This window comes from Flavobacterium sp. LPB0248 (assembly GCF_013388355.1).
In the GTDB taxonomy this organism is placed as follows: Bacteria; Bacteroidota; Bacteroidia; order Flavobacteriales; family Flavobacteriaceae; genus Flavobacterium.
In genome coordinates this window covers 826,397-845,332 of the sequence record NZ_CP058246.1, presented here as the reverse complement: position 1 = coordinate 845,332, position 18,936 = coordinate 826,397, and the positions used below count along the sequence as shown (strand labels likewise).

Sequence of the window (18,936 nt, the reverse complement as noted above, 5' to 3'; positions counted from 1 at the left end):
AAATGTAAAAGAAACATTTTTGTTTTTTGAGTTGCAAAGAAACTGAGGGACAAAGGGACAAAGGTTTTTTTTGCACATTTTTGTCATCCCGAGGAACGAGGGATCTCCGCAAGTAGCTCCACACTGTATTTCAATTTTAAACAGATTAAAAAAAGCTCCAAGATTGGAGCTTTAAATAGTATATAACGAAAGTTTAATCAACTTTATAAACAGTACCTCGCTGTTTCTCTTCAGAACCAACCAAGCCAAATTCAAACGTATAAGAATCTTTAGAAGTTGTTAAAATCTTCATGCTGATTGCTTTTTCTTCTGCCATGTTTTTTGGATGCTTTTTCTGTAGTACATATTCGCAATCACTTACCCAACGAATGGTTGCTGTATCTGTTTTTCCTTCAAAAGTTTCGATTTCGATATCATCTTTGCGTTCAAAATAGGTTGTTTTTTTCTCTCCGTTGACTTCTGTTTCAAATTTGAATTTTCCAGTTTTAAAATCCTTGCAATTGTGTTCAGCATTATAACATGAAACTAAAGTCAAAATAGGGAATAAGAATAGTATTTTTTTCATTTTAAATAAGTTTTTTTAGGAGCTGATTCCCGCTGTCCGCTATATCTTTTGTGGTGAACCCCACCACAAAAGGATGTCGCTACCATCGGGGCTAGGACTTTGGTTTTCAAAAGTTCTTTTTCAATTAAAGAATAAAAAGAAAATTACAAGAGTTATAAAAGCTATAAAAAGTAAATTTCGTTTTTTGTTTTTGGAACTCTGCTCTTCGGTTAAATTTGTTTTACAGAATTTAATTAAGATCCACCAGCATGTCCCGCCAAAATTTGCATAATATTCGATCATTTCAATCTCTTTAATTCATCATCGGTAAAGTTCTTAATTTCTTTCTCTTTGGCAAACTTTTCAGCATTGTAATTTCCCGATTTATTCTTCGGAATCGATAAACTATTCCATTCACTGTTTTTCAACTGTTTGGCGTAAAAAACAATCTGACCAACATGATAAGGATAATGTGCTAATTGACGATTTATAGCTTCAATAACCGTATGACCTTCATTTCTAATGTAAATGATATCTGAAAGCTGTTCTGGTTTTAGACTTCCCAAAGCATTTTCAAGACAATTCCAGCCTTTGTTCCAGACTTCCAGAACTTCTTCTTTAGACTGTAAATCGTTTTCAAATTCTGCATCACGATTTCGCCATTCTTTCTCTCCATCAGAAGTTAGAAAGTCAGTCCAACGCGAAAGCATGTTGCCTGAAATGTGTTTTATAATGGTAGCAATGCTGTTGGTGTCGTCATTAAACGATACAAAAAGTTGCGAAGGCTCAAGTTGCTCTATCGCTTTTTCTCCAAGCATTTTATAATATAAAAATTGCTTTTTGACACTTTCTAGGTAAGATTCAGATAATTTCATAGCTATTTTCTTAAACAATCTTGATATCGTATTTGTCTAATAATCCAACAATTCCGTCTGTAGAAAATTGTGCTTTTTTCATCGGATTAAATTCAGGATCGATTTTATAATTATAAGCTGTTTTAAAATTAACTCCAGCCAATTGTGTTTCATTAAAAATAGCGCCATCAAGATTGCAATTATCAAAAATAGAACTCGTTAAATTCGTTCCGATAAAAGTTACTTCACGCACAGAAGAATTGATAAATTTGGTTTTTGGCATTTTTTTATTCGAAAAAAGCGCATAATCCAAAACGCAATCTTCAAAATATACCTGAAATAAGAAATCGTCACATTCGTTAAAAGCGATTCCGAGAAGTTTACAATTTTTAAAAGTGACATTTTTTAAACTTGTTCCAGCCAAACTTGTCATAGATAAATTACAGTCTATAAATTCGCAGTCAAGAAAAGTATTAGAACTAAAATTACTGTTGGAAAAATCACAATTTTTAAACACACAATCTTCAAACTCCCGATTGTTTATTCGTTTATCAATATAAACAACTTTGTCAAATGTTTTCTGAATGTGAATTAGACTTTCCATGAATGTTTTTTAGTTTTTTGTGCATTGTGGCGCACTCGAAGTATATAGATATTCTCGTTCGTTATTTGATAAGAAATAGCATAATCGTAAACAGAATAAACTCTAAAATTGCCATCATTTTTGGCTTTCTGTTTGTCAAGTTTATAGATTTCAGGCTGTATTTTAAGAATTTCTGTACTTTCAAAAATAGTATTAACTACTTTGTCAGCAATTGTAATTGATTTGCTTTCAAAAAAAATGTAAAAATGAATATCTTCTAATTGGCTCAAAGCACTATTTGTCCAAATTATTTTCTTCCCCATTTTTTTGCAATTTCTTTAGCTTCATCTTCAGTATAAAAATTACCTTTTTTAATATCGTCTAAGGCATTTTCAATATCTAAATTATAAGCTGCATCCGAATCAATTGCAGTATTGTTTATTGATTGTAAAAGGTGTTTTAGTTTTTCAACAAAAGAAGGATCTTTTACTTTATCAATTTCTTGGTGAATCCAGTTTATTTCTGCTTGTATATCCATAACAAAGAATTTTAGTAAAGATACAAATTAGTCATTAAATATACCTTTCATAATGGTTTTCAATCCCAAAAAGATCAAAACCATAGAAGACAAGCAAGCTACAATTCCGATTCCTAAAACAAGATAGTGCCAGTTGTTGCTTTGATTCTGAAAAGCATTATAAATTAACGATGGACCAAGAAACATTAAAGGCAAAGCACCTGTTAAATATTTAATTCCTTTTCCTAGTAATTGTCTGTTTGTTGCCATTTTGTTTTTGTTTCAAGTTTTCTTTGTTTCAAGTTTCAAATTGCAGTTTGAAACAACATTTCACATTTCACAGAAAACTTTTTACTTATTATAATTATCGACAGCATTTCTCACACTGCCGTATTTTTTCAACAGTTCTGATGCTTCGTCATACGATACTGGAATTTCGTCCATAATCATTTTTACGCCACGATCAACCAGCTTAATATTACTTAGCTGCATGTCGACCATTTTATTGCCTCTCACTTTTCCTAACTGAATCATTGCAGCAGTAGAAATCATATTTAAAACCAGTTTTTGAGCAGTTCCAGCTTTCATTCTCGAGCTTCCTGTAATAAATTCTGGTCCAACAACAACTTCAATTGGAAATTGAGCTGTTAATGCCAACGGACTTCCAGCATTACATGTAATACATCCTGTAACGATATTATTTTCATTACAAGCTTCTAAACCACTAATTACATAAGGAGTTGTGCCAGATGCCGCAATTCCAATTACAACATCATTTGAATGGATATTATGATTTTGAAGATCGATCCAAGCATTTGTTGTACTGTCTTCAGCGTTTTCGACAGCACGTCTGATAGCGGTATCGCCACCAGCTATAATACCATTTACTAAATCAAAAGGTACTCCAAATGTAGGCGGGCATTCAGAAGCGTCAACAACACCAAGTCGGCCAGAAGTTCCAGCTCCAATATAAAACAATCTACCACCCAGCTTTAATTTGTCGACTATTTGCGGAATCAAAGCTTCGATCTGTGGCAAAGCTTTTTCGACAGCATAAGGAACAGTTTTGTCTTCTTGATTAATATTAGATAACAATTCATGAACAGACATTTTCTCTAAATGTTCATATTTTGATGCTTGTTCCGTGGTTTTTGTAAATGTCATTTTATAGTTATTTAGACGCGTCAAAATTAATATATTTTATCTCAATCTCGCAAAGTTCAAAGCTTTATAATCTTCATTTTCTTTTATTTTTTTTGAATAAAGACGCTTCTCTCTCATCATTGTTACATAAACTAAAATATTATATTTGTTTAATATTCATAAAAGATAAATGGACAAATTAGATTTACTACAGGGAATTGCTCGAATTTCTGTTTTCGTTTCCTTATTAATGGCGTTTTTTCTGCTGACAGTTAAAACAGAAAACAAACTGGCAAACCGTATTTTTGCTTTATTTTTTATTTTTTCGGCAATTGATCTTAGCGGTTTCTTTATGTATCTCTATACAGAAGATTATAGAAATCTAGAGATTTTTAGAGCAACTTTCTGTCTGCTGGGAATGCCTTCTTTTTATTTATATGTTTTATCTGTATGCTATTCAGATTTTAAATTGAAATGGAAACATCTCATTCATTTGTTGCCCTTTGTAATGGTCAATTTAATTTTTATACCAAGAATATATTTAGGTATTATAAATGGCAATTTCATAGGTCCATTAAATGAAATGTCTGAAATCTATTTTATTCAGATTTTAATCGAATTGCAGTATGGTTTTTATATCGTAAGCGTGTTTTTAATTTTGAAAAAGTATAAAGAAATCTATTTGGAGAATTACACCAATACAGGTATATCAACGTATAAATGGCTTTTCCAAATGACTTGTGTATTTCTTGTTGCACACTCTATTGTAGCATTAAAAAATGTACTTCGATATAGTGGTTTCAAAGAAGTGTTTTTGTGGGCAAATGTCCTTGTTGGAACGATCGCTTTATTTATAACATGTTGGTTTATAATGAAAGCTTTAAAGCATCCAGAACTTTTTAGAGGAGTAAATTCGAAACTGAAATTGACCAAAGATATTCTACCTGAAGTTGAAGAACAAAACGAAACTAGAAATGAACAAAACGATTTTATTAATACTCAGATATCGACACTAAAACAATATATGCTAGAAAAAGAGCCATTTCTAGACCCATCGCTTACCATTCAGGAATTGGCAAATCAAATTAATATGCCTGTTCGAGATTTATCTATTTTGATTAATCATCATATGGACCAGCATTTTTTTGATTTTGTGAATGAATACCGCATTCAGAAAGCGATGGATATTTTGAAAGACCCTTCAAAAAATCAGTTTACAGTTTTAGAAATATTGTACGAAGTAGGTTTTAATTCGAAATCATCGTTTAATACTTCTTTCAAAAAATATACAAATTTAACGCCTACGGCTTACCGAAATGCTATTGTAAATTGATCTAACTTCTGATGAATTTATGTTTAAGAACTAAAACATTATATTTGTTAAATAATCAAAAAAGTAATGAATACAGTCACTTTTTTAACAGGTATGGCTGGAATATCAGTTTTTGTTTCCTTATTGCTGGCCTTCTTTTTACTCACTGTGCAAACAAAAAACAAACTTGCAAATAGGCTATTTGCTTGCTATTTGATATTTTTTGCCATTGATAATAGTGGTATTTTCATCGATGAGAACTTCATTAGAGACCATTTTAATTTCGAATTTTTTAGATGGACTATTTGTGCGTTAGTACTGCCAGCTTTCTATCTTTATGTTTTATCCGTTTGTTTTGCTGATTTTAGGTTGCGTTCAAAACATTTGTTGCATTTAATTCCGTTTGTTCTAACAAATGTGGTTTTCTTGTTTAGACTCTATTTTTTAAATGAAGCTAACAAAAGACTGTTTTATGACCATCGTGACCAATCGCCAGAAATGTTTTATTTGTTTCTTGTTCTTGGTCTACAAACAGTGGTTTATAGCATAGGCGTCTTTTTGGTTTTGAAAAAGTACAGAGAAATATTTCAGGAAAATTATACAAATCCGAGAACTTCTATTTTTAAGTGGTTGTTTCAAATCGCAATGGCACTTTTTGTTTTGTATTACCTAGCGATAGCCAAAAATATATTGCGATATGCTGCTATTGATTTCTTATGGATTTGGCTTAACACCATATTGCAATTTTTGGTTTTGGCGATCACTTGTTGGTTTGTTTTAAAAGCGCTGAATTATCCTGAACTTTTTAGAGGCATCGATTCAAAATTGTTATTAGCAAGAGATATTCTTCCTAAAGAAAATAATGGAAGTACTGACGCAAAAGACAGCCAAAACGAAATAATTGCAAACCAGATTTCGGCATTGAAACAATATATGGCAGAAAAAGAACCTTTTCTTGATCCGTCGCTTACAATTCAGGAACTTTCTAATCAAATTGAAATTCCGGCTCGAGATTTATCTCTTTTGATTAATCAACATATGGATCAGCATTTTTTTGATTTTGTGAATGAATATCGTATTCAAAAAGCGATGGAAATTCTTAAAAATCCTTCCAAAAAAGATCTAACGGTTTTAGAAATCTTGTATGAAGTAGGATTTAATTCAAAATCATCTTTTAATACTTCGTTCAAAAAATATACAAATTTAACACCGACAGCGTACAGAAACAGCTAAAAATAAAGGCTTTGTAAAAAGTCGAACGCATTACAAAAAAAGGTCGAACCAATTTCTATTTGAGAAAATGGTTCGACTTTTTTTTGTCGGTCGCACAGGGAAATTTTCTATAGCAACTTTGCTTCAAATTAATCGAACAAGTTAAAAATTAGAAATCATGAAAAAATTAAATCTCCTAATCTTTTTACTATTGCCTTTATTTTGTTTAGCGCAATTAACATTAAAAGGTAAAGTAGCTAGTGAAACAAAAGCTTTAGAATGGGCAGAAATTTCAATATTAAATAAAGAAGGAAAAATTATCGATGGAACTACAACTAAAGAAGATGGTTCTTTTGAAATAAAACTTAAAAGTGGCTTTTATAAAATAGAAATCGGTCTTTTAGGATTTACTAATTATGAAAAAGAAATTTCGCTAGAAAAAAACACCGATTTAGGAACTATTATTCTCAAAGAAAATGAAACCAAATTAGTTGAAGTTGTAGTTCAATCTAAAAAGAAAACCATCGAACAGAAAATAGATCGCTTAGTTTATAACTTCGAAAACAATGTTACAACAACTGGCGGCGATGCTTTAAGTGCCATTAATACAGCGCCTGGAGTTGTAGTAAAAAATGATGTAATTACCATTTTAGGAAAAGGAACTTCACGCGCTATGATAGACGGGCGTTTGATTGAATTGACTGGCGAGGAATTGAATAATTTCTTAAAATCGATTTCTGCAGCAGACATTAAGAATATTGAAATTATAAGCAATCCGCCAGCAAAATATGAAGCCGATGGGACTGGAGGATTGATAAATATTATCATGAAAAAAGGAGTTCGTGATTCGTGGAAAAATACTGTGACAGCTTCTTATGATCAAAATAAATACGGGATCTATACTTTGAGAGATAATTTTTTCTACAGTAAAAATAAGTTTAGATTTTCGGCAAGTGTAAATGGTAAAACGGGTTATAAAAATTCTACAGAGAATTTGGACATGTATTTTCCCGATGGACTTTCAACAATGAGAGCTGACACAAAAATTAAAAACGAGAATTTTTCAGGAAAATTGGCTCTAGATTATGATTTATCACCTAGCACCTCTATTGGTTTTCAGTTCATGAACGATAGGAATAATCCAGATTTTGGATCAGATATTAAGATAGAAAAATACAATACGCAAAACGACTTGGAAAATATAACATTGAATAAAAGTTTTACAGATAAAGGTTCGAAAAATCAGACTTACAATGCGCATCTTATTACCAAATTAGATCCTTTGAATCGAAAATTGTCTTTTGATGTAGATTATTTTAATTACAGCTCAAAATTCGATCGTGATTTTATTGCCAATAATTATACGCCAGAAATGGAGTTTATTGATGTAAATCAAGCTGGAAAAAATATTTCGAATCAGGATATTGATAACTGGAGTTTTAAAGCAGATATGGAACATCCGTTGCAAGCATTCGATTTGTCTTATGGTGCAAAAGTTAGCTTTACCAATAGTATTAGCGATGTGTTTTTTTACAATACGATTTCGGGAACACCAGTATTAGATCCTAGTCAATCCAATAGATTTAGCTACAAAGAAAATAATCAGGCGGTCTATGTTAACGGAAGTAAGAAAATTAACGAAAAATGGAATCTTCAAATGGGGCTTAGGCTTGAAAATACACAGACAACAGGATTTTCAGAAACGCTGAACCAAGAAAATGTCAATAATTATTTGAAGCTGTTTCCAACGTTTTTTGCTTCATACAAAAAGAATGAAAACAATACATTTAGCTTGAATTATGGAAAAAGAATTAATAGGCCGCGTTTCGATCTGCTGAATCCGTTTAAGGTCTATATTAACAGCAACAGTTATTCTGAAGGGAATCCATTTTTGAAACCTTCATTTAGTGACAATTTTGAGTTGGCACATTCTTATAAAGAGATTTTAAGAACAAGTATTTTTGTAAATGCAATTACAAACGGATATGGAGTTGTTTTTACCTCAAATCCAGAAACCAATACGCAAATTGTAACTCGCGAGAATTATTTTAAAAATTTGAGCTACGGAATTGGAGAAACGTATTCGGCAAGTTTTGCAGAATGGTGGTCAAGTGAAAATTCTTTGTATTTTTTGGGAGCCAAAACAGAATTTATTAAAGATATTAATGCAACGCCGTCAAACAGTTTGCAAATCGATTTTACAACAAACAATACTTTTGTTTTAGGAAAAAACTCCAAGCTTCAAATAGATTTTAATTACAGTACGCCTTTTAAAAGCGGTTTGTATGAGGTTGGCTATGTTTCGAGTTTTGATATTGGTTTTAAACAGGATTTGTTGAATAAAACTTTGCAGATCGCATTTTTGGCTAATGATATTTTTAATACTTCTTATTTGAAAAATTTTACATCGGTTGTAAATGGTGTGAAACAGGTTTATAGTCAAAATGAAAGCAATCGTTTTGTGCGTTTGTCTGTGGTTTACAATTTTGGAAATAAGAAGATTAATGTGAAAGAGCGTGCTTTTGGAAATCAGGATGAGAAAAAGAGAGCGAATTAAATTAGATAATTAGAAAATGTGCCAATTAGAAAATTATCATTATCTAATTGGCACATTTTCTAATTGACACACTATAAAAAGAATGCCAATAAAATTCCGAGAACGATCATCGAAACTTTGGCGATATTGAATTTGTGCCCTTCGCTGCTTTCAAAAATAATCGTTGATGAAATGTGAAATAAAATACCAATTACGATTGCCGTTATTTCGGTGTAATATTTACTTAAAAAAGGCAAATATTCAGATGCTACAGTTCCTAGTGGCGTCATGATGGCAAATGTGAGCATGAAAGCAAAAATGGCTTTTTTGTTTAAATCGGCATTAATGAAAAATGTTGTTAAGATAACAGCAATTGGCAGATGATGAATGGCAATTCCGACGGCTAAACCGTGGTGATGGCTGACAGGAAAACCTTCTAAAAAAGCATGAATGCAAAGACTGATAAACAATAGCCACGGAATTTGAGACATTTTTGCATGTCCGTGTACATGTCCGTGTTCGGCACCTTTTGAGAAAAATTCGAGAACGATCTGGAATAAAATCCCGACCATTATGAAGATTCCGATATTGTGGTTATGCGATTCGTAAACATCTGGTAGCAGATGCATTACTGTTAAAGACAATAAAAAAGAACCGCTGAATGCAAGCAGCAGTTTTAAATTGGTTTTGTTTTCTGGTTTTATAAACAAAGCCACACTATATCCTAAAAGTACAGAAATTAAGGGTAGTAAATAGTTCATTTTTATTTTGTTTAATCGTTGATTCGTTTAATCGGTTAATTGTTTTTTTGTTTAGCGATTAAACGGTTCAACAATTAAACGATTAACCAATTTATTTAAAAATCATGATTAATCTTTCGCTTTCGGTTTTATGGAATTTTTTGAGTTTATAATCTCCAAAAATGTCCAGCAGGAAAATTCCAGCTTCGTCCATTAAATCTTGAAAGTCTTTCAAAGTTAGTGCTTTTACTTTTTCTGTAAAATGATATTTTCTGCCATGGTCTTCAAAATCAATTTCTTTGAAAATATGCCCGTCTTCTACATATCTTTTGATGTGAAAATCTATTTCGTCAACCGTTTTTACTTCTTCTGGAACAAGGTTTTCAATTACGTTTGCAACATTCATAAAATCGATAACCGCAAAACCGTATTCAGATAAGCTTTCCTTAATTGCTTTTAAGGTTGTCAGATTATCGTCGTCGCTTTCGAAGTAGCCAAAACTGGTAAAAAGGTTGAAAATAGCATCGAACTTTTCTTCAAAAGGTTCGCGCATGTCATGCACTTTAAAATGCAGGGTTTCGTTACTATTTTTACTAGCTTCAGAAATGCTGTTTTCAGACAAGTCGGCTCCTAAAACATCGTAGCCTAATTGATTTAAATAAATAGAATGACGGCCTTTTCCGCACGCTAAATCCAATACTTTTGCTTTCTCAGGCAAATTAAGGTAGTGCGTTAAATTGTCCATGAAAACCTGAGCTTCACGATAATTACGATCCTTGTAAAGAATGTGATAATAAGGCGTGTCAAACCACGAAGAGTACCAGTTTTGATCGTCGCCTTCTTGATTTGGGATGGAGTCGTTATGCTTTTCGGACATTTATTCTATTTCAATTAATTCAAAGTCCGGCAAATTTAGTGTATTTTTGCCGAAAAATTACTATTTAGCAGCGATACATTGTTGCATTATGCAAAGAGATGCAGGAATGCATCTTTTAAATTTTTAGTTTTTTTTAATTTAAAAGACAAGATGGAAGAAAATTTTAAAATGATTGCCAAATGTTTTTTTGGCTTTGAAGAAATATTAGAAAAAGAATTACGTGCACTTGGCGCTCAAGATGTCGAAAAGGGAGTGAGAATGGTGAGTTTTAAAGGAGATAAAGGTTTTATGTATAAAGCCAATTTGTCTTTGCGTACAGCACTAAAAGTCTTAAAACCAATTTATTCTTTTAGAGCAAATAATGAACAAGCGTTGTACAAAGGGATTTCGGGTTTAAACTGGTCTAAACTTTTAAACGCGAATCAGACTTTTGTGATCGATGCAACGGTGCATTCTACTTATTTCAATCATTCTGAATTTGTTTCGCAGAAATGTAAAGATGCGATTGTAGATCAATTTAGAGAAAGAACTGGTCAAAGGCCGAGTATTGATAAGCAATATCCAGATTTACGTATTAATATTCATATTGACAAAGATCAGGTTTCTGTGGCTTTGGATACTTCTGGAGCTTCACTTCATCAGCGTGGTTATAGAACAGCTACTAATATTGCTCCGATTAATGAGGTTTTAGCGGCTGGAATTCTTTTACTATCTGGCTGGGACGGACAAAGTGATTTTCTTGATCCAATGTGCGGTTCTGGAACTTTTTTAGCAGAAGCAGCAATGATTGCCTGCAATATTCCAGCAAACATTAACAGAAAAGAATTTGCTTTTGAAAAATGGAAAGATTGGGATAATGATTTGTTCGACACAATTGTTGATAGTCTAATGAAAAAAACAAGAGAGTTTCATTATACAATTAAAGGTTTTGATAAAGCGCCAAGTGCTGTAAGCAAAGCCAAAGACAATATTAGAAATGCCAATTTAGAAGATTATATTAAAATTTACGAAGAGAATTTCTTTGATACGGAAAAAGAAACAGAAGGAAAACTTCATATTGTCTTCAATCCGCCTTATGATGAGCGTTTAGATATTCATATGGAAAGATTCTACGCAAGCATTGGAGATACCTTAAAGAAGAATTATCCAGGAACAAATGCTTGGTTTATTACAGCCAATCTTGAAGCCTTAAAATTCGTAGGATTAAAACCTTCAAGAAAAATCAAACTTTTCAACGGAAGCCTTGAAGCACGTTTGGTAAAATACGAAATGTACGAAGGAAGTAAGAGAACGAAATTTCAGGTTTCTGAATAGGTTCAAGTTGCAAAGTTGCGAAGGTTCAAAGGGACAAAGTGAAATACTTTGTCATCTAGAAAACTGAAACTTTAACCTAGAAAAAGAGTATTAAAAATATAATTTGATTATCAGTTCAAAGAACAAAGCTTTAAAACAGCAAAATGAAAAACTTTGCTCCTCTGAACCTTTGCAACTCTGAACCTTAAAAACAAAAACATGTCAAAACTACAACTACGCGCTTTTTTATACCAATTGGCAGCTTTTGCTATCTTATTTCTTGCATTTAGATATTTGATTGCTGCTTACACAGGATTAACTGGAATCTGGATTCCGATGACGGCATTTGTAATCGGAACTATTATTGGGCCTAAATTCCAAGCAGTAAGAACCAAAGACGGTGAAAAGCTTTTTATGAAATGGCTTTTTATAAAAGGAATTAAAGAAATCGGATAATTTGGAAAATATATGAGGAAAATTGGACTTATTGGCGGAATCAGCTGGGTTTCTACATCTGATTATTATACTTTGATTAATAAAGGAATTAATGAGAAATTGGGCGGATTAAATTTCTCTGAATGTCTAATTTACTCTTTTAATTATTCCGATATTAAAAAGAATAACGATGCTAACGATTGGGATTCGACTTTTAATATGCTTTTAAAAGCTGCTGAAGTTTTAAAATCGGGTGGGGCAGAAGCTATTCTTTTATGCGCCAATACCATGCATTTAATTGCTGATAGGATACAAGAAGCTATTGATATTCCTCTTATTCATATTGCAGAAGAAACAGCGATTGAAATTCAGAAAAAACAATTGAAAAAAGTTGGTCTACTAGGAACGAAATTTACAATGGAATTGGATTTTTTTAAAGATAAATTGGCTGAGAAAGAAATTGAAACGATAATACCAATAAGTGAAGCTGACAAAGATTTTATTCATTACACCATTTTCGAAGAATTAGGAAGAGGAATTGCAACAGAAGAAACGAAAAAGCGTTACTTAGAAATCGCAAATGAATTGATTCAAAGCGGAGCAGAAGGAATCATTTTAGGATGTACCGAAATTCCGCTAGTCATAAAAGAAGGTGACTTAAACGTTCCAATTTTTGATACTACTTTAATACATACACAAGCAGCGATTAATTTTCAGTTAACTTAGTTTTAGGTGTTGAGGTTCTAAGCTACTAAAGTTCTAAGTTTTCTTAACAACATAAAAAAGCGGTAAATTCAATTTGAATTTACCGCTTTTTTTAGCCTTAGTACCTTAGTATCTTAGAATCTTAGCATCTTAAAAAAAGAACTATTTCTTCTTCTTAGGTTCTTCTTTTTTTGCAGTTTCAGACGCCATTGTTTTTTTCTTGTAAATCGGAATAAAGTAAGAAACTGTATAGTTGAAACCAATTCCGAAGCTTCCATCATAAGTTCTGTTGAAACCTGGAATATAAAGGTTTTCAAAATTATTAGGCTCTTTATTGGTTGCCAGAAGTTTAAGCTGTACGCCAAAACCAACAAATACATTTCTAAAAACCTGCGCTTTTAATCCCATTGCAACCTCGATCCAAGTTGCTGTAAGGCCGTTATATTTTTGACCTTCTGCTATAGGAGGTAATTCCCCCCAATACGGATTCGGATTATAAATTTTGTAATTAATCAGTTCTTGACTAAAAGTACTGAAACCGCCTCGCATTCCAATCGTAATCAGGTTTTCCATATCCAACCAGTTTTGATAAAAGTTATAATCAAAACCTGCTTTTATGTACGTTCCGTTAGCCGAAGAGGTTAATCGGTCATCCTCGGTAGTTTTGTCTTCGTAGCCTAATTCTGCAGCGATATAGTATTTTTTTGTCAAGCGCCAGTCTCCAACAAATTCAACTCCTTTATAATTTTTGTCATAAAGTCCACGGGTAAGTTTGTACAAATCGACACCGACACGAAGCCCGTAGCGATCTGTTTTTACAACGCTGTCTTTTTGGGTTTCCTGTACTTCTGGTTTTGCCGTCTTTACAGTTTTTTCTGTTTGAGGCTTTTTAGTCACTATTGTATCTTTATTTTTAGAAATCTCAGGAACATCCTGAGCGTAACCTAAAAACATTGAAAACAATAATGAAAGACTAGAAATAAACTTTAATGTGTGTTTCATTTTCAGATTCAATGTTAGGGTTTTCTAATTCAACGTCGGTCATCCAAATACTACCGTCTGGATCAGTTTGAACAATAGGAAGAACGTTTCTTAACTGAAATATAGTTTTAAATCCACATGCTCTAGAAACATATACATTTTGCGGTGTATAATTAAATTTTAACACATCAGTATTGATTGAAGCAGGATTAAATGAATTGGAAATAAACTTGAAGGTTGTTGTACTGTCGTTTACTTTTAAAGGAATCATAACAGTGCTTCCATTGGTTACATATCGTAGTGAATCATCAACTGCAAGACTTTCATTAAAAACAATTCCCTGTTCCATTCCTTCACCAATAACTTTTAAGTTACTCACATTTCTGGTTTTGGTCGGATTGGAAATATCATAGAATGTAATCACCAATCTAGGTGTAGTTGGTGTATTGGGATCACAGACATCATCTTTCTCGCAGCTAGATAAGCCAAAAGTAAAGAGCAGTAAAAGAGAGATTAGTTTTTTCATCTATTTTTATCGAAGTTCTAAAAGTACAACATTTTCAACATGATGTGTCTGTGGAAACATATCTACAGGTCTCACACGTGTTACTTTGTATTTTTCATCCATTAAAGCCAAATCACGTGCCTGCGTTGCAGAATTACAGCTTACATAAACAACTCTTTTTGGTGCAATTTTTAAAATTTGCTCCACTACATCTTTATGCATTCCGTCACGAGGCGGATCTGTAATAATAACATCTGGTTTTCCGTGCTGTGCAATAAAAGCTTCATTGAATACCACTTTCATATCACCAACAAAAAACTCGCAATTTGTAATATTATTGCGTTCTGCATTGGCTTTAGCATCAAGAATTGCTTCAGGAACACTTTCTACTCCGATTACTTTTTTTGCTTTTTTAGAAACGAATTGAGCAATTGTTCCCGTTCCTGTATACAAGTCATAAACCGTTTCATTTCCGGTAAGACCAGCAAAATCTCGGGTTATTTTATATAATTCGTAAGCTTGGTCAGAATTGGTCTGGTAGAAAGATTTAGCATTAATGCTGAATTTTAGACCTTCCATTTCTTCTAAGATGTAATCTCTTCCTTTATAAAGAACAACATCTTGATCGTAAATGGTATCGTTTGGTTTTCCGTTTACAACATATTGCAATGAAGTAATTTGTGGAAACTTCTCGTATAAATGGTCAAGAATCAATTCTCGATTTTCTTTATCGTCTTCAAAAAACTGAATTAAAACCATGATTTCGCCTGTAGAAACAGTACGAATCATAACAGTTCTTAATAATCCAGAATGTTCTCTCGGATTAAAAAACGCTAAATTATGTTCGTTTGCAAAAGCTCTTATTTCGTTACGAATGGCATTTGAAGGATCTTCTTGTAAATGACATTTGTTGATATCAAGAATTTTATCCCACATTTTCGGAATATGGAATCCTAAAGCATTTCTGTTTCCTAAATCTTCAGTGCTTCCAATTTCTTTTTCAGTTAACCAACGGCTATTTGAAAAAGAAAATTCCATTTTATTTCTATAAAAGAACTGTTTTTCAGAACCTAAAATATCTTCAAATTCTGGAAGTTCAATTTTTCCTATTCTTTGTAAGTGATTTTTAACCTCATTTTGTTTAAATGCAAGCTGCTGGCTGTATTTCATGTTTTGCCATTTGCAGCCTCCGCATACTCCAAAATGTTCGCAGATTGGCTCTACTCTATATTCAGATAATTCGTGAAATTTTACAGCTTTACCTTCGTAGTAAGCCTTTCTTTTTTTTAATGTCTGCACGTCCACAACATCTCCAGGTACCACATTCGGAATAAAGATTACTTTTCCGTCAGGTGCTTTGGCTACTGAAACGCCTTTTGCACCAGCATCAAGAACTTGAATTTGATGAAAGACAACTTTGTCTGTATTTTTTCTTCCCATAGCGCAAAAATAAGCCTTTGAAAACTTTTACAAATTTAATTTTTGAAAAAATTTAGAAATTCTTTAAAATATTAGTTTAATTGAGCATAAAAGTTAATTTTGTTTTTATTATTACCCCAACAAAAACAGCTATTAACCTGCGCTTATTCACCTCTTTTTATGAAGTTGTATCATAAACTTTCTCAAATCAGTTTTCTTAAAAAAAGTTATGCATTTAAATTCCTATTTGTCGCTTTTATAGGAATTCATATTCCCTTAATCGGAATTTTGTTTTTCGTTTTATTTTTTGAACATAGTATTTCTCCATCTTCAATTCTTATTTTTTCGCTAATTATGACATTGCTTGCAACAGCAATTACACTTTTAGTTTTAAACAGACTAATAAAACCTATCGCAACGGCATCAAAAGCATTAGATGAGTACAGAGATTCAAGAAAATTATCTGATTTGCCAACAGACTATACAGATGAAGCAGGACTGCTTTTGTGTAATATACAGGAATCTATTAATGAAGCGGAAAATTTTATTAATGAAAAACAGGATTTAATCTATATGCTTTCGCATGATTTGAGAAATTTTGCAGGAAATCCGCAAGGTTTGGCGCAGCTGATTATAAGTGAAAATCCATCAGAATCAGTTAAAAATCTAGCCGAATTGATCTGCGAATCGACTGATCTTCAATTTCGATATATTGAAAATTTTATCAAATTGCTTAAAGAACAAGATGAAGTGGTAAAAGTAAATCAGGAAGTTAAAACGGTTTTATTTCCTAATATCATTCCATTTATTAATGAACAAGTAGAACAGCGCTTGTTTGATAAAAACATAAAGCTGGCTTTGGCCGTAGAATGTAATGAAGCAAAATTAAAAATAGACGAGGGGCTTTTAATTCAGGTTCTGGTGAATCTGATAAGCAATGCGGTCAAGTTTTCTTATTTTGATAGTGAAATTAAAGTTAGGATCTTTTCAGAACATTCCAAATTGATAGTTACGGTACGAGACAAAGGAATGGGCTTTGATAAAAACCAAATTGAAGAGTTGTTTAAAAAGTTTACCAAAATGAGCCGTCTAGGAACCGCAAATGAAGGTTCTACGGGAATTGGATTGTATCTATGCAAGAAAATCATTGAAAGAAACAAAGGCGGATTGACTGCATCGAGCGAAGGAAAAAATAAAGGTGCCGAATTTAGGATTGAATTTGATATCTAAAAAAAATAAAAAGGGTTATTAAGATTTGTAAATGCTTAATAACCCTTTTTTGTTTTTCTTTTAGTATGTATTACCAAAGCTGATGAACCGAAGGTTTAATCAGATCGTTATAGATTTTATTCATTGCTACAATCTGTTCTGAGGCCACTTTTGGAGTATCATAAACCGATAAATTCGATAAAACATGTTCCGTTTTTGATGCGCCCGGAATAATACAGCTTACTTCATCAAAACTCAAAATCCATTGAAGCGCAATTGCTGCCAGATTTTTTGATTCAGGAAATAAAGCTTTTAATTCTTCAACAGTTTTTAAGCCTAATTCATAATCAATTCCAGAAAAAGTTTCGCCTTTATCAAACGCTTCTCCGTTACGATTAAAATTTCGGTGATCCTGAGGTTCAAAAGTAGTTTTTGAATTAAATTTACCTGTTAAAAGTCCGCTTGCTAAGGGAACTCTTGCAATGATTCCAATGTCTTTCTTTTTAGCTTCTGAGAAAAACAGCTCAGAAGGACGCTGGCGAAACAAATTGAAAATAATTTGAACTGTAGTTACATTCGAATATTCGATAGCTTTTAATGCTTCTTCAACCTTTTCGACACTTACGCCAAGATTAAGAATTTTTCCCTGATCTTTCAATCGGTCAAAGAGTTCAAAGATTTCTGGACGATAGTACACTTCTGTTGGAGGACAGTGTAATTGGATCAAATCAAGTGTTTCTAAACCTGTTCTTTTTAAGCTGTCTTCAACAAATTTTTGAAGCACTTTTGGAGTATATCCTTCATTAACATGTGGATTAATCTGGCGCCCGCATTTTGTGGCAACAAAAATTCGTTCAGAGCGAGAACGAACGACCCTTCCAACAGCAGTTTCGCTCAATCCGTTTTCGTAGACATCAGCTGTGTCAATAAAGTTTACGCCATTGTCAATAGCGGTATTCAATAGTTCGTCGGCAGTTTTATCATCAAAACCCGATCCCCATTTTCCACCAACCTGCCAAGTGCCAAGCGAAATTTCAGAGATATTAAAGTTTGTTTTTCCTAGTTTTCTGTAGTTCATTTTTTTCTTTTTAGTTACAAAGGTTCAGAGGTTCAGAGTTGCAAAGGTTTTTTTGGAAAGTTTAGAGGCTTTGTCCCTTTGCACCTCTGAACCTTTGTCTCTTTTTTAATCAAATAAATCCGAAGACAAATAACGGTCGCCTCGATCGCAGATCACGGCAACCACAACTCCAGATTCTAATTGTTCTGCTATTTTTAAGGCAACGGCAACAGAGCCTCCGCTGCTCATTCCTGCAAAAACGCCTTCTTCAAGAGCTAGTCTTTTGGTCATTGCACGAGCTTCTTCTTCGCTCACATCGATAACAGTATCTACTTTTGAAGCATCAAAAATTTTCGGTAAGTATTCTTTTGGCCATTTACGAATTCCAGGAATCTGCGAGCCATCGCTTGGCTGTGCGCCAATAATCTGTACGTTTGAATTCTTTTCTTTTAAATAAGTAGAAGTTCCAATAATGGTTCCAGTTGTTCCCATAGCAGAAACGAAATGTGTTACCGTTCCATCAGTATCATTCCATATTTCTGGTCCGGTTGTTTTGTAGTGCGCTTTCCAGTTATCATCATTGGCAAATTGATTCAGCATCAAATAACCGCCTTGTGCTACTTTTTTATCGGCATAATCTCTAGAACCAATAATTCCTTCGCTTGCAGGTGTAAGGATAACCGTAGCGCCATAAGCACGCATTGTTTGAGTACGTTCTTTGGTAGAATCTTCTGGTAAAACCAATTCGATTTCAATACCAAATAATTGAGCAATCATGGCTAAGGCAATTCCTGTATTTCCACTGGTTGCTTCAATCAATTTGTCTCCTTTTTTGATGTCGCCCCTTTCCAAAGCGGCAGCAATCATATTGTAAGCAGCCCTGTCTTTTACACTTCCTCCAGGATTATTTCCTTCCAGTTTCAGTAAAAGTTTTACATTTTTATTTTTAACTAGATTGACCGTTTCCATTAACGGAGTATTGCCAATTAGGTTTAATAATTTATGTGAATTCAT

21 protein-coding genes are annotated in these 18,936 nt (G+C 32.9%); 7 read left to right on the top strand and 14 right to left on the bottom strand.

Annotation, left to right across the window (positions count from 1 at the left end; genetic code table 11):
• Positions 1–193: 193 nt before the first annotated feature.
• The 7 genes from LPB248_RS03430 to murQ all read right to left on the bottom strand — a co-directional run bounded on the left by LPB248_RS03430 (position 194) and on the right by murQ (position 3,662).
• A complete protein-coding gene (locus LPB248_RS03430; protein WP_177210189.1) occupies positions 194–565 on the bottom strand; it encodes a DNA topoisomerase IV in 372 nt (123 codons plus the stop codon).
• Between the two features lie 278 nt (positions 566–843).
• Positions 844–1,419 carry a DUF1572 family protein gene (locus LPB248_RS03425; protein ID WP_177210188.1) on the bottom strand — a complete coding sequence of 192 codons (576 nt, stop codon included), beginning with the start codon at positions 1,417–1,419 and terminating at the stop codon, positions 844–846.
• Positions 1,420–1,429: 10 nt separating this feature from the next.
• On the bottom strand, positions 1,430–2,002 hold the full coding sequence (locus LPB248_RS03420; RefSeq protein ID WP_177210187.1) for a pentapeptide repeat-containing protein: 573 nt from the start codon (positions 2,000–2,002) through the stop codon (positions 1,430–1,432).
• Positions 1,990–2,304, bottom strand: coding sequence for a type II toxin-antitoxin system RelE/ParE family toxin (locus LPB248_RS03415; RefSeq protein WP_177210186.1), 315 nt, complete (start codon positions 2,302–2,304; stop codon positions 1,990–1,992). Before LPB248_RS03415 ends, LPB248_RS03420 begins: the two co-directional genes overlap by 13 nt.
• Positions 2,289–2,519: a hypothetical protein gene (locus LPB248_RS03410; RefSeq protein ID WP_111424143.1), complete on the bottom strand. Its 231-nt coding sequence runs from the start codon at positions 2,517–2,519 to the stop codon at positions 2,289–2,291. Before LPB248_RS03410 ends, LPB248_RS03415 begins: the two co-directional genes overlap by 16 nt.
• A gap of 27 nt (positions 2,520–2,546) precedes the next feature.
• Complete coding sequence (locus tag LPB248_RS03405) at positions 2,547–2,768, bottom strand: DUF6095 family protein (protein WP_177210185.1); 222 nt, start codon at positions 2,766–2,768, stop codon at positions 2,547–2,549.
• A gap of 81 nt (positions 2,769–2,849) precedes the next feature.
• On the bottom strand, positions 2,850–3,662 hold the full coding sequence (gene murQ / locus LPB248_RS03400) for an N-acetylmuramic acid 6-phosphate etherase (RefSeq protein ID WP_177210184.1): 813 nt from the start codon (positions 3,660–3,662) through the stop codon (positions 2,850–2,852).
• Between the two features lie 169 nt (positions 3,663–3,831).
• Between murQ and LPB248_RS03395 the strand changes: the two genes are divergently transcribed.
• From LPB248_RS03395 to LPB248_RS03385, 3 genes are all read left to right on the top strand, one after another.
• Entirely contained in the window at positions 3,832–4,974 is a 1,143-nt protein-coding gene (locus tag LPB248_RS03395; protein ID WP_177210183.1) for a helix-turn-helix domain-containing protein, read from the top strand.
• A 66-nt stretch (positions 4,975–5,040) separates the two neighbouring features.
• Positions 5,041–6,186: a helix-turn-helix domain-containing protein gene (locus tag LPB248_RS03390; protein WP_177210182.1), complete on the top strand. Its 1,146-nt coding sequence runs from the start codon at positions 5,041–5,043 to the stop codon at positions 6,184–6,186.
• Positions 6,187–6,343: 157 nt separating this feature from the next.
• On the top strand, positions 6,344–8,722 hold the full coding sequence (locus LPB248_RS03385; RefSeq protein WP_177210181.1) for a TonB-dependent receptor domain-containing protein: 2,379 nt from the start codon (positions 6,344–6,346) through the stop codon (positions 8,720–8,722).
• 71 nt (positions 8,723–8,793) lie between these two features.
• Here LPB248_RS03385 and LPB248_RS03380 read toward each other — a convergent pair whose 3' ends face one another.
• On the bottom strand, positions 8,794–9,462 hold the full coding sequence (locus LPB248_RS03380) for a ZIP family metal transporter (RefSeq protein WP_177210180.1): 669 nt from the start codon (positions 9,460–9,462) through the stop codon (positions 8,794–8,796).
• Between the two features lie 91 nt (positions 9,463–9,553).
• Positions 9,554–10,318 carry a class I SAM-dependent methyltransferase gene (locus tag LPB248_RS03375; protein WP_177210179.1) on the bottom strand — a complete coding sequence of 255 codons (765 nt, stop codon included), beginning with the start codon at positions 10,316–10,318 and terminating at the stop codon, positions 9,554–9,556.
• A gap of 150 nt (positions 10,319–10,468) precedes the next feature.
• On the opposite strand from LPB248_RS03375, the gene LPB248_RS03370 reads away from it, so the two are divergent.
• The 3 genes from LPB248_RS03370 to LPB248_RS03360 all read left to right on the top strand — a co-directional run bounded on the left by LPB248_RS03370 (position 10,469) and on the right by LPB248_RS03360 (position 12,772).
• The gene (locus tag LPB248_RS03370; protein ID WP_177210178.1) at positions 10,469–11,632 is read left to right on the top strand and encodes a class I SAM-dependent RNA methyltransferase; all 1,164 of its coding nucleotides are present in this window, start codon (positions 10,469–10,471) and stop codon (positions 11,630–11,632) included.
• Between the two features lie 198 nt (positions 11,633–11,830).
• On the top strand, positions 11,831–12,067 hold the full coding sequence (locus LPB248_RS03365; RefSeq protein ID WP_177210177.1) for a hypothetical protein: 237 nt from the start codon (positions 11,831–11,833) through the stop codon (positions 12,065–12,067).
• Positions 12,068–12,079: 12 nt separating this feature from the next.
• Positions 12,080–12,772 carry an aspartate/glutamate racemase family protein gene (locus LPB248_RS03360; protein WP_177210176.1) on the top strand — a complete coding sequence of 231 codons (693 nt, stop codon included), beginning with the start codon at positions 12,080–12,082 and terminating at the stop codon, positions 12,770–12,772.
• A gap of 141 nt (positions 12,773–12,913) precedes the next feature.
• Here LPB248_RS03360 and LPB248_RS03355 read toward each other — a convergent pair whose 3' ends face one another.
• Genes LPB248_RS03355 through rlmD form a run of 3 tightly spaced genes read right to left on the bottom strand, consistent with a single transcriptional unit; the run spans position 12,914 to position 15,677 of the window.
• The gene (locus tag LPB248_RS03355) at positions 12,914–13,753 is read right to left on the bottom strand and encodes a DUF6048 family protein (RefSeq protein ID WP_177210175.1); all 840 of its coding nucleotides are present in this window, start codon (positions 13,751–13,753) and stop codon (positions 12,914–12,916) included.
• Complete coding sequence (locus LPB248_RS03350; protein ID WP_177210174.1) at positions 13,725–14,258, bottom strand: DUF6452 family protein; 534 nt, start codon at positions 14,256–14,258, stop codon at positions 13,725–13,727. The genes LPB248_RS03355 and LPB248_RS03350 overlap by 29 nt, the downstream gene beginning before the upstream one ends.
• 6 nt (positions 14,259–14,264) lie before the next feature.
• Positions 14,265–15,677: a 23S rRNA (uracil(1939)-C(5))-methyltransferase RlmD gene (rlmD, locus tag LPB248_RS03345; RefSeq protein WP_177210173.1), complete on the bottom strand. Its 1,413-nt coding sequence runs from the start codon at positions 15,675–15,677 to the stop codon at positions 14,265–14,267.
• A gap of 159 nt (positions 15,678–15,836) precedes the next feature.
• On the opposite strand from rlmD, the gene LPB248_RS03340 reads away from it, so the two are divergent.
• Positions 15,837–16,886, top strand: coding sequence for a sensor histidine kinase (locus LPB248_RS03340; RefSeq protein ID WP_177210172.1), 1,050 nt, complete (start codon positions 15,837–15,839; stop codon positions 16,884–16,886).
• A gap of 70 nt (positions 16,887–16,956) precedes the next feature.
• Here the strand turns inward: LPB248_RS03340 and LPB248_RS03335 are convergent, their stop codons facing one another.
• Together LPB248_RS03335 and cysM are read right to left on the bottom strand one after the other, a co-directional pair.
• A complete protein-coding gene (locus tag LPB248_RS03335) occupies positions 16,957–17,943 on the bottom strand; it encodes an aldo/keto reductase (protein WP_177210171.1) in 987 nt (328 codons plus the stop codon).
• Between the two features lie 105 nt (positions 17,944–18,048).
• Positions 18,049–18,936: a cysteine synthase CysM gene (gene cysM / locus LPB248_RS03330; RefSeq protein WP_177210170.1), complete on the bottom strand. Its 888-nt coding sequence runs from the start codon at positions 18,934–18,936 to the stop codon at positions 18,049–18,051.